Origin of the sequence: Sphingopyxis sp. L1A2A, from assembly GCF_005502465.1 — a bacterium.
Classification (GTDB): domain Bacteria; phylum Pseudomonadota; class Alphaproteobacteria; order Sphingomonadales; family Sphingomonadaceae; genus Sphingopyxis.
Map to the genome: position 1 here is coordinate 22,361 of NZ_SCOT01000013.1, position 12,593 is coordinate 34,953.

Sequence of the window (12,593 nt, forward strand, 5' to 3'; positions counted from 1 at the left end):
TCGGGCTAGTGGCGCACTCCGGCCTAGGGGTATAGCTCAGTTGGTAGAGCATCGGTCTCCAAAACCGAGGGTCGTAGGTTCGAGTCCTACTGCCCCTGCCAGGCCTTAAATCACCAAGAGGCCACGTCCTCCCCGCGCCGCGCGCGGGTTTTCAAGTCCGGGACGGCCCGGCAGCCTTGCAAAGGAGGCTGTCCTGGCCTGGATTTATCTCGCAATTGCCGGTGCGCTCGAAATCGTCTGGGCGTTTTCGATGAAACAATCGGACGGCTTTACCAAGCTGGGCCCGTCGCTGGTCACGCTTGTCGCGGCGTTCGCCAGCTTTGCGCTGCTGGCGCTTTCGATGAAATCGCTGCCGCTCGGCACGGCCTATACGATCTGGACCGGGATCGGCGCGGTGGGGGCGTTCCTGGTTGGTATTGCGGTGCTGGGCGAACAGGCGAGCGCGATGCGGATTGTCGCGGCGCTGCTGATCGTCAGCGGGCTGGTGCTGATGAAATATTCCTCACCGGGCTGACCGGCCAAAGGTGGTGATCGTCGGCCAGTCGCCGCCGGTCTCGACGCGCGCGTCGATGCCGTAAACGGCGCGCAGCCGTTCGGCGGTCAGCACCTGGGCAGGGGTGCCGTCGGCGACGATCCGCCCGGCGTCGATCAACAGCAGCCGGTCGCAATAGCGCGCCGCGAGCGTCAGATCGTGCAGCACCGCGATGACCAGCGCGCCGCCCGCCGCTTCGGCGCGCAGCATGTCCATGACGTCGATCTGGTGCCCCGGATCGAGGCTGGCCAGCGGTTCGTCGGCGATCAGCGCCGCCGCCTCGACCGCCAGCGCCCGCGCGAACAGCACTCGCGCGCGTTCACCACCCGACAATTCGGTCGCGACCCGGTCGCGCAGATCGAGCACGTCGGCACGCGCCATCGCGCGCTCGATCGCCGCGGTGTCGGCGGCGCCGATCCGCGACATCGGGGCAAGGTGGGGCAGGCGGCCCAGCCCGACCAGCCGTTCGACGGTCAGCGGCCAGTGCAGCAGCTGCCCCTGCGGGACATAGGCGATCCGCCGCGCCAGAGCGGCGCGCGGCATCGCGGCGGCATCGACGCCATCGACACGGATCTTCCCGGTCGCGGGGACAAGCGCAAGCATCGCCCGCGCCAGCGTCGATTTTCCGGCGCCATTGGGGCCGACGATGGCGGTCAGCGTGCCGGGGGCGAAGGTGGCTGATACGTCGCGGACGACGGCGCGGCGGCCGAGGGTGACGCCGACATGGTCGAGGACCAGACTCACCATAGCCGCCGCTCCCGCATCAGATGGACCAGGAAGACCGGTACCCCCAGGAAAGCGGTGACGACGCCGAGTTTCAGCTCGTTGGTCGATGGAATGATCCGCACGCCGAGGTCGGCAAGGGTCAGCAAGGCCGCGCCGCCGATCGCCGAGGGCAGCAGGATCGCCGACGGGCTGCGATCGGTCAGCGGGCGGATCAGATGCGGGACGATCAGCCCGACAAAGCCGATCGCCCCCGCCACCGCGACCGCGCCGCCGACCCCGATCGCGGTGCCGAGCAGCAGCCGCAGGCGGGTGCGTTTGAGGTCGGTGCCGAGCGCCTGCGCCGCATCTTCGCCCAGCGTCAGCGCGTCGAGCGCGCGGCCGTTCCACAGCAGCATTGCGGTGCCGATGGCGATGCACGGCAGCGCGATCCACACATGGTCGAGCGACCGGTTTTCGAGGCTGCCGAGCAGCCAGGTCATGATCTCCATCGCGGCAAAGGGATTGGGCGACAGGTTGAGCGCGAGGCTGGTTCCCGCGACCGCCAGCGTTCCGACCGCGATCCCTGCGAGGATCAAGGTCAGCGGGCTTTCGGCCTGTCCCGCCAGCGCGACGAGCAAGGCGAGCGACACCAGCGCGCCGCCCGTCGCGAGCAGCGGCAGCACAATCGGATGGATGTCGGCCAGTCCGAAATAGATTGCCGCGACGCCGCCGAGCGCAGCGGCGTTCGAGGTGCCGAGCACCGACGGTTCGGCCAGCGGATTGCGCAAATAGCCCTGCAGCGCCGCCCCGGCGAGCCCGAGCATCGCGCCGACTGCGAGCGCCAACACGGTGCGCGGCAGGCGGAGGTCGAACAGGATGATCGATGCGACTTTGTCGCCGTCGCCGGTCGCGGCGGCGACCAGTCGCGCGACCGACAAATCGACGGCGCCGAACAGCAATGACGCGATCGCGGCAGCGAGCGTCAGAGCGGCAAGTGCCGCGATCAGGGACCAACGCGGCAGGGTCATGACGGTTTTCTCCCCAAACGCATGATCTGGTCCGCCATGCTGCGCGCCGCCTGTGTATAGGCCGGGCTGCCGCACACCGTCCACGCCTGCGGCAGGCTGATCCGCGGGATGTCCTTCAGCGCCGGGTGGTGCAGCATTTCGCTCCCCTGATCGATCACTGTGTCGGTGGCGCTTTCGACGATCAGGAAATCGGGCTGCGCCGCGACCATTTCCTCCAGACTGAGCTGCGACAGCGGCGGCTTGCCGAGTTTGCCGGCGAGGTTGACGAGACCGACGCGCGCCATCAGCTCGTCGATCAGCGTGCCCGTCCCGGTCATATAGCCGCGCCGCTGATAATAGGCGGCGACCCGCCCTTGGCCCGGCTTGGGCAGCCCCGCCAGCTCGCGCTGCATCCGCGCGATCAGCGCGTCGCCGCGCGCGGGATGGCCGACGGCCGCCGCGGTCTGGCCGATCGAGGTGTGGATTTCGTCGAGGCTGTTCGCGGTGTCGAGGTCGAGCAGCCGGTAATCCTGCTGCGGCAAGGCGGCGAGCGCGGAACTGCGGCTTGCGGGCATGCCGATGATCAGGTCGGGCTCGATCGCGAGGATTTGCTCGGCCGAATTGCTCAGCAGCGGGATACCGCGCGCGGCGGCGGCTTCGCCCGACATTTCGCGATCGGTCGCATTTTTCGTCAGCCCGGCGATCTGTCCGCGGTCGGCGAGCGCGAGTACCAGTTGGTCGGCGCACAGGTTGATCGATACGATGCGCTGCGGCACCGCGGGCGCCTTTGCGGCGGGGGCAGGGGATGCAGCCCACAGCACGGCCGCGCTGCCGAGCAACGCTGTCGCCGCCAGGAGGCTGCGCCGCGGCATCAGAACTCGATCCCCCGCTGCGCCTTCACATTCTGTTCGCGGAACGGGTGCTTGACCTGCGCCATTTCGGTGACGAGGTCGGCGGCATCGATCAGCTCCGGCGGCGCGTTGCGGCCGGTGATGATGACATGCGTCATATGCGGTTTGGCCGCGAGCACCTCCAGCACCTCGCCCACCGGCAGATAGTCGTAACGCAGCACGATGTTGAGCTCGTCGGCGATCACCATCGCGTAAGACGGATCCGCGATCATCCGTTTCACTTCTTCCCACGCGGTGCGCGTCACCGCGATGTCGCGCGCGCGATCCTGCGTGTCCCAGGTAAAGCCTTCGCCCATCGGCTTGAATTCGATCAAGGCGGGAAAGCGGTCGAACACCGCCTTTTCGCCCGTCGTCATCGCGCCTTTGACGAATTGCACCACGCCGACTTTCATGTCGTGCCCGATCGCGCGGATCGCCATGCCGAGCGCCGCCGAAGTCTTGCCCTTGCCAGGGCCGGTGTGGACGATCACCAGCCCTTTTTCGACCGTCTTCGCCGCGACCTTCTTGTTCTGCGCGGCCTGAATCTTCTTCATCTTGGCATTATGCTCGGCGTCGGTGCGGGCTTTCATCAGAAACTCACCCGCACACCACCATAGGCGGCGCGGCCATAGGTACCAAAGCCCGCGGCGGTCGCATAATCGGCATCGAACAGATTGTCGACGCGGCCGTAAAGTTCGAGATTTTGCCCGATCGGCAGCGAAGCGCGGACGCCCGCGAGCGCATAGCCGTCGAGCCGCACGCTGTTTGCTGCGTTGTCGAAACTGTCGCCGACCAGCGTGACCGTCGCGCCGGTCGACAGCCCGAACGACCAGTCATAATCGGCCGACAGGCTGACGGCATGTTCGGCGCGGCGCGGCAGGCGCTTGCCATCGAATAGCGGGCGGCCCGAGCGGTCGCGGGCATCGATGTAGCTGTAGGATGCGGTGACATTGAGCGCATCGACGGGGCGCAGCGCCAATGTCGCCTCGACACCTTTGGCGCGGGTGCGGTCGATATTGCCATAGGTGAAGGTGGCGTTGTCGAAATTGATCTGGTCCGTGGTGTTGCGCAGGAACGCGGTGAGCGAGATCGTCGCGCGGCCGTCGGCCAGGCTCTGATCGACGCCAACGTCATAGCTTTTCGAGCGTTCGGGGCGCAGCGCGGCATTGCCGCTGAACGCATCGTAAAGCTGGTAGAGCGAGGGCGCCTTGAAGCCTTCGCCATAGCTGAGGCGGATATTGGTCGCGCCGTCGTTGGGCGAATAATTCGCATTGGCGCCAAGCGTCGTCGCGCCGCCGAACTGGCTGTGGTCGTCGTGGCGGATCCCGCCGGTCAGCGACAGCCCGGTCAGCGGCTGGACGATGCCCAGCGCATAGACGCTGTCGACATTGGCGCGCTGGCTGTCGGTCGATCCAAAGCCGAAAAAGTCATAATCGGGGCGCTCATGCTCATAGCCGAAGATCAGCTTGGCGCGCGCGCTCGGCGCGACGACGCCCTGATATTCGAAGCGCAAATTGGTACCCGAATAGCCATAGTCGGGTGCGGTGCCGCGCACGAAATAATAGTCGCGGTCGTTCTGCAACCAGGTCACCGCAGCGCGGCTGGTAAAGCGCCCGTCTAACAGCCCCAGGTTCAGCCCCGCATAACCGACATATTGGTCGAGCTTTGCGACATCAGGGCTGTCGGCGGGCGCACCGAAGAAGCTGTCATAATCGAGGTCGGCGTTGATATAATAGCCGCGCAGGTCGAGGCTCAGCGCGTCGCTGAACGCCACCTTCAACCGCGCGTTGCCCGCGAAATTTTTGTAGCCGTCCCGCTCGGTGCCCACCGCCGCCGACGAAATGCCGTCGGTGCGGAAATAAGCGCCGCCGATCTCACCCGACACGCGCCCGGCGGTGCCTGACACGTCGGCCCTGGCACTGAGCGTATCGCTATAACCGTAGTCGGCCGAGGCGCTCGCGGCAAAGCCCGCGGCGGGGGGCGCGGTCATCAGGCTGACGACGCCGCCGATCGCCTGGCTGCCATGCACCACCGAGTTCGACCCGCGCAGCACCTCGATCCGGCTGATATTGCCGGTCAGCAGATGACCGAAATCATAGCCGTCGCCGATCCCGCTCGGATCATTGACCTTCACCCCGTCGATCAGCACCAACGTCTGCGTCGTTTCGGCGCCGCGCAGCGACACCCCGGCGACCGATCCGGTGCTGCCGGTGCGGTTGAAGCGCACCCCGGGGGTGGTGGCGAGCAGGTCGACGATATCGACCGACTGGCGCCGTTCGATCGCTCCGGCATCGATGACGGTGATCGCTTGCCCGACCTCGTCGCGCGGCTGTGCGATGCCCGATGCGGTGACGACGATGTCGTCAGCGGGTGTGCTGTCGGTGGTTTGCGCAACAGCGGGTGCCGCCGCCAATGCGATCAAGGAAATGCTTATGGACTTCAACATGGGAGACCCCCGCACGCCGGCAACGAAGGCGGGAGCCTGCCGAAACGCGCGCGCGATCGACCGATGTCCGGGCACAGGCGGCGAACATGCCTGCGGCCCCGACACCGAAGCGGCTCCAGCCGCTTGGTCGTCGCTCGACGGATGCGTCCGTGCCGCGGCCTTTCCCTGGGCTTTGGCAGTGAGCGACCCACGCCGGCAGGTCTCCTGGCTCGCGGGTCAGGGCTTGATGCACGCCTTCCCAGGTTGCCCCAGTGGCTGTCCGGATCGAAACCCGAACGGTGCATCGCGCTCGCCGCTTACAGTTGCAGGGACAGCCTCGGCTTCGGGGGTTCAGGACGAACCCCTTCACCGCGTTCCCATTTTAAGCCCTTTCGGGCACCGGCGCGATCTGCGCGGGGTGAACCCCGCACGCGCCGCCCATAGCGGAATGGCGGCTTTGCGCAATCGGGTTTATTGGCGCTCGACGATCATCGCCGCCCCGACTCCCATCGCGCCGGTGAGCACGACGAGGCCATATCGGCCTTCGCACGCGTCGAGCGCGTCGAGCAGGGTGGATGTCAGGATCGCGCCGCTAGCCCCCATCGGATGCCCCTTCGCCAGATGCCCGCCGCTCACATTGACGCGCGCCGGATCGGCATTGCGGTCGCGATGGAATTTGGCGATGGTGACGGCAAAGGCTTCCATGAACTCGATGCGGTCGATGTCGGCGAGGGTCAGGCCAGCGCGGGCAAGCACCTTGTCCATCGCCGCGAACCCGGCGGTCAGCGATGCGGCCGGATCGCCGCCGCTTTCGGCAAAGGCAACGATGCGGGCGCGGGGGGCGGGGCCAAGTCTTTCGCCGCCGACCAGCGCAAGCCCTGCACCATCGCAGATCGGCGGAGCGTGCGCGATGCTGTGGAGCGGCTCGAACGTCTCGCCCTCAAGCGCGTCGGCATATTGCTGCTGCAATTCGCCAAATGCGGGCGGTGCGGCGGCGAGCGATTTCGCCGTGGTTTGCGGACGGATGCACTCCTCGCCGGTCAGCGGTCCGGTGGCGATCCGCGACTGCTGGAGCGCGGTGTCGCTGTCGGTTGCCGCGGCCTTTTGCTGCGAAGCGAGCGCCAAGGCGTCGAGGCCGGCGCGGGTGATGCCTTCGGCATTCGCGAGCCGGTCGGCGGCGAGCACCGGCGGGACGAAGCGGGCGCGCGGCGGCAAGCTGTCGTCAGTGTAAAAGGCTGCGCGGTCGCTCAGGAAGGGGGTCGCGCTCATCGACTCGACCCCGCCGGCGAGGACGCAATGGGCTTCGCCGCTCGCAACCTTCGCGACCGCCTGACCGATCGCCGACAGCCCCGACGCGCAATAATTGTTGATGCTGTGCGCTGCCGTGGTGTCCGGCAGTCCCGCGTAGAGCTTCGCCAGCATCGCTATATGCCCGCCCTGCGCGCCGACTTGGGTGACACAGCCGAGCAATAGGGCGTCGGGATTGCGCGCGACATCGCCGCACCGCGTCGCCAGCGCGACCGTCTGCTGGCGCACCAGTTCCTGCGGGCTCAGCCCGGCGAGTCCGCCGTCGGGCCGCGCCTTGCCGCGCGGGGTGCGGACCGCGTCATACAGATAGACGTTCAACCGATCAGACACCGACGACGAAGCTGACCGCGGTCGTCGCGCTGCCGCCGACATTGAACGTCGCGAAATTCTTCGCGCCCTCGACCTGATAGTCGCCCGCGTTTCCGGTGACCTGCCGCCAGCTGTCGAGCATCATCCGCACCCCCGTCGCCCCGACCGGATGGCCCAGCCCGATCAGCCCGCCCGACGGGTTGACCGGCAGCTTGCCACCGAGCGCAATCGTGCCGTCCTCGACCGCGCGCCAGCTTTCGCCCGGCGGGGTGATCCCGAAATGGTCGATCGCCATATATTCGGTGATCGAGAAACAGTCATGCACTTCTACCCCGTCGCACGCATAGACATCGGGCATCTCGGCGCGGCGCAGCGCATCCATCATCGCCTTGCGCACGCTCGGGAACACATAGGGCTCTCCGCGGCTGCCCGCGACCTTGGTCGAATAGAGGAGGGGGGCGGTCGAATGGCCCCAGCCCTTGATGCGAGGGATAGTGTCGATCGAAATCCCGCGCCGTTTGGCGTAAGCCTCGGCAACCCCGCGCGAGGCGAGGAAGATCGCCGCCGCGCCGTCGGTGACCTGCCCGCAATCGGATTTGCGAAGCGAGCCTTCGATCAGCGGATTGACCTCGTCATTCTCGCCGAGGTGATCGTCGGTCACCGCCCAGCCGCGCGTTTGCGAGTTCGGGTTCTTTTTGGCATTGGCGAAATTATTCGCCGAAATGCCGCGCAGATGCGCGCGGTCGAGCCCGAAGCGCTCGTGATATTCCTCGGCAACGCGCGCAAACATCCATGGCCACAGGTAGCGCGCCTCCTGCGCCTCGCGTCCGGCCCAAGCCGCGGCGCCGAGATATTCGGCGGCGCGCTGGCCGGGGACGTTGCGCATCAATTCGATGCCGAGCACCAGCGCGAGGCCGTAGCGCTCGGCCTCGATCTCGGCGGCGGCGGCGAGGATTGCGATGCTGCCTGACGCGCAAGCGGCCTCGTGCCGCGACGCGGGGATACCCGCGAGGTCGGGGTCGACGTGGCCGAAGAACCCGCCGAGCTGGCCTTGCCCCGCAAACAGTTCGCCGACGAAATTGCCCACATGCGCGGTTTCGACCTCTTTGGGTTCGATCCCCGTCGCGGCGAAGGCCGCCTCGGCGACGTCGCGGAACAGCTCGAACAAACCGCCGCCTTCGCGTTCCATGTTGCGTGCAAAATCGCTCTGCGCGCCGCCGAGGATGAAGACGTCTTTCGCCATGTCAGGCTTCCTTTTCCAAAGTCGCAAGCGCCAGTTCGCGCACTTCGCTACGCATCACCTTGTTGGTGACGTTGCGCGGCAAAGCGTCGAAGCGGAACAGGCGTTCGGGCAGTTTGAACACCGCCAGATCATGCCCGCGCAGATAGTCGGCGACCTCGGGCAAGCCGACGTCGTCGGCGCCGCGCGGGACATAGGCGAGGCCGATGCGCTCGCCCATCGTCGGGTCGGGCAGGGAGAAGACGCAGGCCTCGGCAAGCAACGGATGCCCGCCGAGCAACTGGTCGATTTCCTCGGGCGAGATATTCACCCCGCCGCGGATGATCAGATCTTTGCAGCGTCCGACGAAGCGATAGAAATCGCCGCCCTCGGCGATCTCGAACAGGTCGCCGGTGCGGAACCAGCCGTCGTCGGTAAACGCGGCGGCGGTCTGTTCGGGGGCGTTGTGATAGCCCTCGAACAGCGTTGGCCCGCGGATCTGTAATTCGCCCGAGACGCCATCGACCTCGATCGGATCGCCGCCGCCGGGCGACACCAGGCGGCTTTCGATATTGGGGGCGCGGCCCTCGCCATAGGGGCGCTGATAGATGCCGCGCCGCGGGAAGAGGCTCGCGCGCTTGTCGGGGTCGGGCATGTCGCCCTCGCCGGTGATGAAGCTCATCCCCTCGTTCGACCCGAAGACATTGACGATGATGATCCCGAGCTTTTCCTGAAACCCGCGCACCATCGCGGGCGCAAGCGGCGCCGAACCCGAGGCGATGACGCGCAGGCTCGACAGGTCGACCGACGCGAGCAAAGCCTCATTCTGCAACAGCATGTTGAGCACCGCGGGCGGTGCGATGGTCAGGCTCGGGCGCTCGGTGGCGATCTGCTTCAAGTAAATGCCGGGATCGAACGGATGGTGCAGCACCATCGTCCCCGCGCTGGTCAGCCAGCACATGGTGATGCCACCAATGCTCGCCATATTGATGAGCGGGAAGGGGTTGAGCAGCACGTCGCCCGGCCCGACCTTCATCGCTTCGTAACCCGCGGCGGCGACGGCGATCCAGTGATTGTGGCTGCGCGGCACGCCCTTGGGCACGCCGGTGGTGCCCGAGGTCCAGCAGATGGTGAAAATGTCGTCGGCGTCGACCGGATTCGCGGCGACATGCTCAGCGAGGGCGTCGGCGTCGGCGTCGCCGTTTGCGGTCGACAGATCGAGCGCGCCCACGGGTGGGTTCGGGCCGAAGGTCATCAGCTGGATGCCATCTAGCAACGGCGCTGCAACGCCAACATGGTCGCAGCCCTTTACCTGCGTCGCGCAGGCGAAAGCCTTGGGCTCGACCACGCCGATCATGCCTTTCAGCTCGTGGCTGCGATATTGCACCGCCGCGGGGCTGACGATCGCGCCGATCTTTGCGGCAGCGAAATAGAGCGCGACGAATTCGCTGATGTTCGGAAGCTGCACGAGCAGCACATCGTCCTTGCCGATCCCCGCCGTAACGAGCGCGCCCGCGAGCCGGTCGATCTCCGCCGCCAGCTCGGCATAATCCAGCCGCTGCGGCTCGCCGAACGCGAAGTCGCTGCGGTTCGGCGCATCGACCAAAGCGAGCCGCTCGGGATGCGCCACTGCATTGGCCGCGAACAGGTCGGCAAAGGTCTCGTCGCCCCACCAGCCGCTTTCCCTGTGCTGTTGCCGTTTATCCTCTCCCGCGGCGATCATCGTCAGGCCGCCAGCACGCTGTTGTCGCCCATCCCGATATCGTCGCCGCTCGCCCAGACGGTGTGGGTACCCGAGCAGATGCGTTCGGGCAGGATGATCCGGCACACCGGCCCCGCGGCGATATTCTTCGCGTCGATCAAGACACATTCGGAGCGATCGGTTTCGAGGTCGGCGATGAAGGAGACGAGATAGCCATCGTCCTCGTCCCTGGCATCGATGCGCGGCGCAAAGGGCGCTTCGCTGCCGAAGCGGCCGGGGCCGAATTCATATTCTTCGCTCGTGCGGTTTTCGAGGTCGTGCTTGACCAGTCCGCGGAACAGAAACCAGCCCGGCTCGGGGATCGCGCTATAGGCGTAGCGGTACGGCTTGCCCGCATAGCGGTGGTTGAACATGCCGAATTCGAGATCGCGGTCGTCGAGCCGTTCTTCGACCGTCTCGCCGGTCTTGAGGTTGAAGCGCCAGCGATGGAGCCGCGGCTTGAGCAATCCCTGATCGAGATAGGCCATCATCCGCTCCAAGCCGTCGGGGGCATTGGGATAGGATTTCGGCATCGGCTCTTCCTGATAATAGCCGTCGAGGATGATCTCGTCGCCTTCCTCCCACGCGTTGAGCCAGTGCAGCGTATAGGTCGGCTCGGCCGTAAACCAGCGGATGTCCTCGGGCTGGCCGTGGCGCGGAATGATCGCGAAGCGCGTCTTTTCGTCGGGATGGAATTGCACGACGTGCAGGTTCCGCTCAAGCAGCTCCTCGTTCCAATAGAGCGGCATGTCGTTGAGGATCGTGTAATTTTCGGTGAACGCCATGTCGTGCGGCAGGCGCGGTCCGGGCAGCGGTACCGGGATATAATGTTTGAGCTTATTGTCGGCGCCGACGACGCCATAATGCATATAGGGCGCGTGCTTCGAATAGTTGAAGAACATCAGCTCGCCGGTCGCCAGGTCGACTTTGCAATGCGCCGAAATGCCGTCGAGCGGCACCCAGGCTTCGGTGCCATGCTGCTCCAGCGTGAACGGGTCGAGCCGGTACGCCTCGCCGCATTGGTAGAAGGTCGAGATGATCTTGCCCGCATGGATCGCGACGTCGGTCGAGGATGAATCCTTGAGCCACTCCTGCGCCCCCCAGCCGTGCCGCGTCGACTTGTGCGGCGGCTCCATCAGCCCGGCCCACAGCGAGCGACCGGCTTCCTTCTCGGCCGCAAAGCCCTTGGTGCGGACGAAGCGGCTGCGATAGCTGGCGCGGCCATCCTTGAACGAGATGGCGTGGATGAAACCGTCGCCGTCGAAGGGGTGATAGCGGCCGATCGGCTCGTGAATCTGGTTCTCGCCGGTGCGGACATAGACCCCGTCGATGTCGGTCGGGATGTTGCCGATCACCTCGGCATCGCCATTGGCGAAGATCGCGTTCCACTCGTTATAGGTGGGCCGCCACGCGCCCTGCATATAGGGGTGGTCGTTCGGCTGGATCGTGGTCTCGATCGTCTCGACAAGCTGGGCGGTCATGCAGGGACTCCTTCGGCAACGGCAAAGCGCGGCCTTGCGGCGGCGGCATCATATTCGGAAACCAGGCGGTCGACGATCGCCGCCACCGGCTCGACGCCGCGCACCGCGCCGACGCCTTGCCCGGCGGACCAGACATTCTTCCACGCCTTGGCATCGTCCTGCGCGTCCGAGAAGTTCGGGCGCTTGTCCTCGGGCATGTTCGCGGGGTCATATCCGGCGTCGATCAGGCTGGGCTTCAGCCAGTTGGCGGTCACCCCGGTAATTCCCTTCGACGGCACGATATCCTCGGCCCCCGCCGCGACGATCATGTCCTTGTAGCCCGGCACCGCCATGCTTTCGGCGCAGGCGATCAGCGAGGTGCCGAGATAGGCAAAGTCAGCGCCCAAAATCTCTGCCGCGCGCACCGCATGCCCGGTTGAGATCGCCCCGCCGAGCACCAGCGGCCCGTCCCAGAACTGGCGCACCTCCTCGACGAATGCGAAGCCCGCGGTCGCGCCGGTATGCCCGCCCGCGCCCGCGGCGACGAGCACGAGGCCATCGACCCCGGCGGCGGCAGCCTTGCGCGCAAAGCCGACCGAATTGACATCGGCAAACACCAGTCCGCCATAGGCCTGGATTTCCTCGACCACCCGCGCCGGGCTGCCGAGCGCGGTGATGACCAGCGGCACCTTGTGGCGCACGACGCAGGCGAGGTCTTCGGGCAACCGGCTGTTCGACGGATGGACGACCAGATTGACCGCCCATGCCGCGGCGTCGGGATCGTGCGACAGCGCCGCATCGATTCGGCTGACCCAATCCTCGAGGTCGGCTGAGGTCCGCGCGTTGGGGGCAGGGAAGCTGCCGATCATCCCGGCGCGCGACGCGGCGATCACCATCTCCGGTCCCGAGACAAGGAACATCGGCGCGGCGATTGCGGGCAGGCGCAAATTGCGCGTCAGCGCGGGGGGAAGGCCGTTTTGCGGCACCGTTGTCCTCT

11 protein-coding genes, 1 tRNA gene and 1 riboswitch are annotated in these 12,593 nt (G+C 66.4%); of the genes, 2 read left to right on the forward strand and 10 right to left on the reverse strand.

All coding sequences use genetic code 11. The features are described from left to right. Positions 1–25 precede the first annotated feature (25 nt). Both FFS68_RS09775 and FFS68_RS09780 read left to right on the forward strand, forming a co-directional pair. A tRNA-Trp gene (locus FFS68_RS09775) sits at positions 26–101 on the forward strand. Positions 102–193: 92 nt separating this feature from the next. Then, positions 194–514, forward strand: coding sequence for a multidrug efflux SMR transporter (locus FFS68_RS09780; RefSeq protein ID WP_137753006.1), 321 nt, complete (start codon positions 194–196; stop codon positions 512–514). On the opposite strand, the gene FFS68_RS09785 is transcribed toward FFS68_RS09780, so the two are convergent. The 10 genes from FFS68_RS09785 to FFS68_RS09830 all read right to left on the reverse strand — a co-directional run bounded on the left by FFS68_RS09785 (position 503) and on the right by FFS68_RS09830 (position 12,582). After that, positions 503–1,279, reverse strand: a complete 777-nt coding sequence (locus FFS68_RS09785; RefSeq protein WP_137753007.1) for an ABC transporter ATP-binding protein — start codon at positions 1,277–1,279, stop codon at positions 503–505. The two genes, FFS68_RS09780 and FFS68_RS09785, sit on opposite strands and share 12 nt — an antisense overlap. Then, the gene (locus FFS68_RS09790) at positions 1,273–2,265 is read right to left on the reverse strand and encodes an iron ABC transporter permease (RefSeq protein WP_137753008.1); all 993 of its coding nucleotides are present in this window, start codon (positions 2,263–2,265) and stop codon (positions 1,273–1,275) included. Before FFS68_RS09790 ends, FFS68_RS09785 begins: the two co-directional genes overlap by 7 nt. Next, positions 2,262–3,116, reverse strand: a complete 855-nt coding sequence (locus FFS68_RS09795) for an ABC transporter substrate-binding protein (RefSeq protein WP_137753009.1) — start codon at positions 3,114–3,116, stop codon at positions 2,262–2,264. The genes FFS68_RS09790 and FFS68_RS09795 overlap by 4 nt, the downstream gene beginning before the upstream one ends. Beyond that, positions 3,116–3,724, reverse strand: coding sequence for a cob(I)yrinic acid a,c-diamide adenosyltransferase (gene cobO / locus FFS68_RS09800; protein WP_137753010.1), 609 nt, complete (start codon positions 3,722–3,724; stop codon positions 3,116–3,118). The genes FFS68_RS09795 and cobO overlap by 1 nt, the downstream gene beginning before the upstream one ends. Continuing rightward, positions 3,724–5,580, reverse strand: a complete 1,857-nt coding sequence (locus FFS68_RS09805) for a TonB-dependent receptor (RefSeq protein ID WP_137753011.1) — start codon at positions 5,578–5,580, stop codon at positions 3,724–3,726. Before FFS68_RS09805 ends, cobO begins: the two co-directional genes overlap by 1 nt. A gap of 176 nt (positions 5,581–5,756) precedes the next feature. Beyond that, positions 5,757–5,978, reverse strand: a riboswitch (cobalamin riboswitch). A gap of 52 nt (positions 5,979–6,030) precedes the next feature. After that, the gene (locus FFS68_RS09810) at positions 6,031–7,197 is read right to left on the reverse strand and encodes an acetyl-CoA C-acyltransferase (RefSeq protein WP_249340112.1); all 1,167 of its coding nucleotides are present in this window, start codon (positions 7,195–7,197) and stop codon (positions 6,031–6,033) included. Further along, positions 7,190–8,419, reverse strand: a complete 1,230-nt coding sequence (locus FFS68_RS09815) for an acetyl-CoA acetyltransferase (RefSeq protein ID WP_137753013.1) — start codon at positions 8,417–8,419, stop codon at positions 7,190–7,192. The genes FFS68_RS09810 and FFS68_RS09815 overlap by 8 nt, the downstream gene beginning before the upstream one ends. A 1-nt stretch (position 8,420) precedes the next feature. Further along, positions 8,421–10,118, reverse strand: coding sequence for a class I adenylate-forming enzyme family protein (locus FFS68_RS09820; RefSeq protein WP_137753014.1), 1,698 nt, complete (start codon positions 10,116–10,118; stop codon positions 8,421–8,423). Between the two features lie 2 nt (positions 10,119–10,120). After that, the gene (locus FFS68_RS09825) at positions 10,121–11,617 is read right to left on the reverse strand and encodes a carotenoid oxygenase family protein (RefSeq protein ID WP_137753015.1); all 1,497 of its coding nucleotides are present in this window, start codon (positions 11,615–11,617) and stop codon (positions 10,121–10,123) included. Next, positions 11,614–12,582 (reverse strand): nitronate monooxygenase, encoded by a 969-nt coding sequence (locus FFS68_RS09830; protein ID WP_137753016.1) that lies wholly within the window; start codon positions 12,580–12,582, stop codon positions 11,614–11,616. Before FFS68_RS09830 ends, FFS68_RS09825 begins: the two co-directional genes overlap by 4 nt. Positions 12,583–12,593: the final 11 nt, after the last annotated feature.

Coding starts and splice junctions, on each gene's coding strand:
- FFS68_RS09785 (WP_137753007.1), bottom strand. CDS start 1,279: ATGGTGAGTCTGGTCCTCGACCATGTCGGCGTCACCCTCGGCCGCCGC.
- FFS68_RS09790 (WP_137753008.1), bottom strand. CDS start 2,265: ATGACCCTGCCGCGTTGGTCCCTGATCGCGGCACTTGCCGCTCTGACG.
- FFS68_RS09795 (WP_137753009.1), bottom strand. CDS start 3,116: ATGCCGCGGCGCAGCCTCCTGGCGGCGACAGCGTTGCTCGGCAGCGCG.
- cobO (WP_137753010.1), bottom strand. CDS start 3,724: ATGAAAGCCCGCACCGACGCCGAGCATAATGCCAAGATGAAGAAGATT.
- FFS68_RS09805 (WP_137753011.1), bottom strand. CDS start 5,580: ATGTTGAAGTCCATAAGCATTTCCTTGATCGCATTGGCGGCGGCACCC.
- FFS68_RS09815 (WP_137753013.1), bottom strand. CDS start 8,419: ATGGCGAAAGACGTCTTCATCCTCGGCGGCGCGCAGAGCGATTTTGCA.
- FFS68_RS09820 (WP_137753014.1), bottom strand. CDS start 10,118: ATGATCGCCGCGGGAGAGGATAAACGGCAACAGCACAGGGAAAGCGGC.
- FFS68_RS09825 (WP_137753015.1), bottom strand. CDS start 11,617: ATGACCGCCCAGCTTGTCGAGACGATCGAGACCACGATCCAGCCGAAC.